The 266-nt window shown below is 66.9% G+C and carries 1 protein-coding gene; it reads right to left on the reverse strand.

The annotated features are described in order from the left end of the window. Positions 1–266 (reverse strand): hypothetical protein (locus KI811_RS18450; protein ID WP_214187925.1); only part of this gene is annotated, 266 nt, incomplete at both ends.

Raw genomic sequence — 266 nt, forward strand, 5'->3', positions numbered from 1 at the left:
GGGGTGAAGGTGACCGACAGGGTCTGGCTCCCGGCGTTCAGCACCGTCCCCAGGGCCGGTGAATAGGTGAAGGTTCCGGCCACGGTGCCAGCGGATGCGTTCAGTTGCGTGGCGCTGAGCGCGGTCCCGTAGGTGATCGCTGCAGGCGCTGTCCAGGTGATGGTCGGCACCTGCTTGGCAACAACCGGAAGGCCCACGCTTGCCGTGGCGCCGTTGTAGTTCGTGGTGTCAGTCGGGGCAAAGGAGGCGGACAGCGTCTGGGTCCC

Origin of the sequence: Geobacter hydrogenophilus (assembly GCF_018501225.1) — a bacterium.
In the GTDB taxonomy this organism is placed as follows: Bacteria; Desulfobacterota; Desulfuromonadia; order Geobacterales; family Geobacteraceae; genus Geobacter; species Geobacter hydrogenophilus.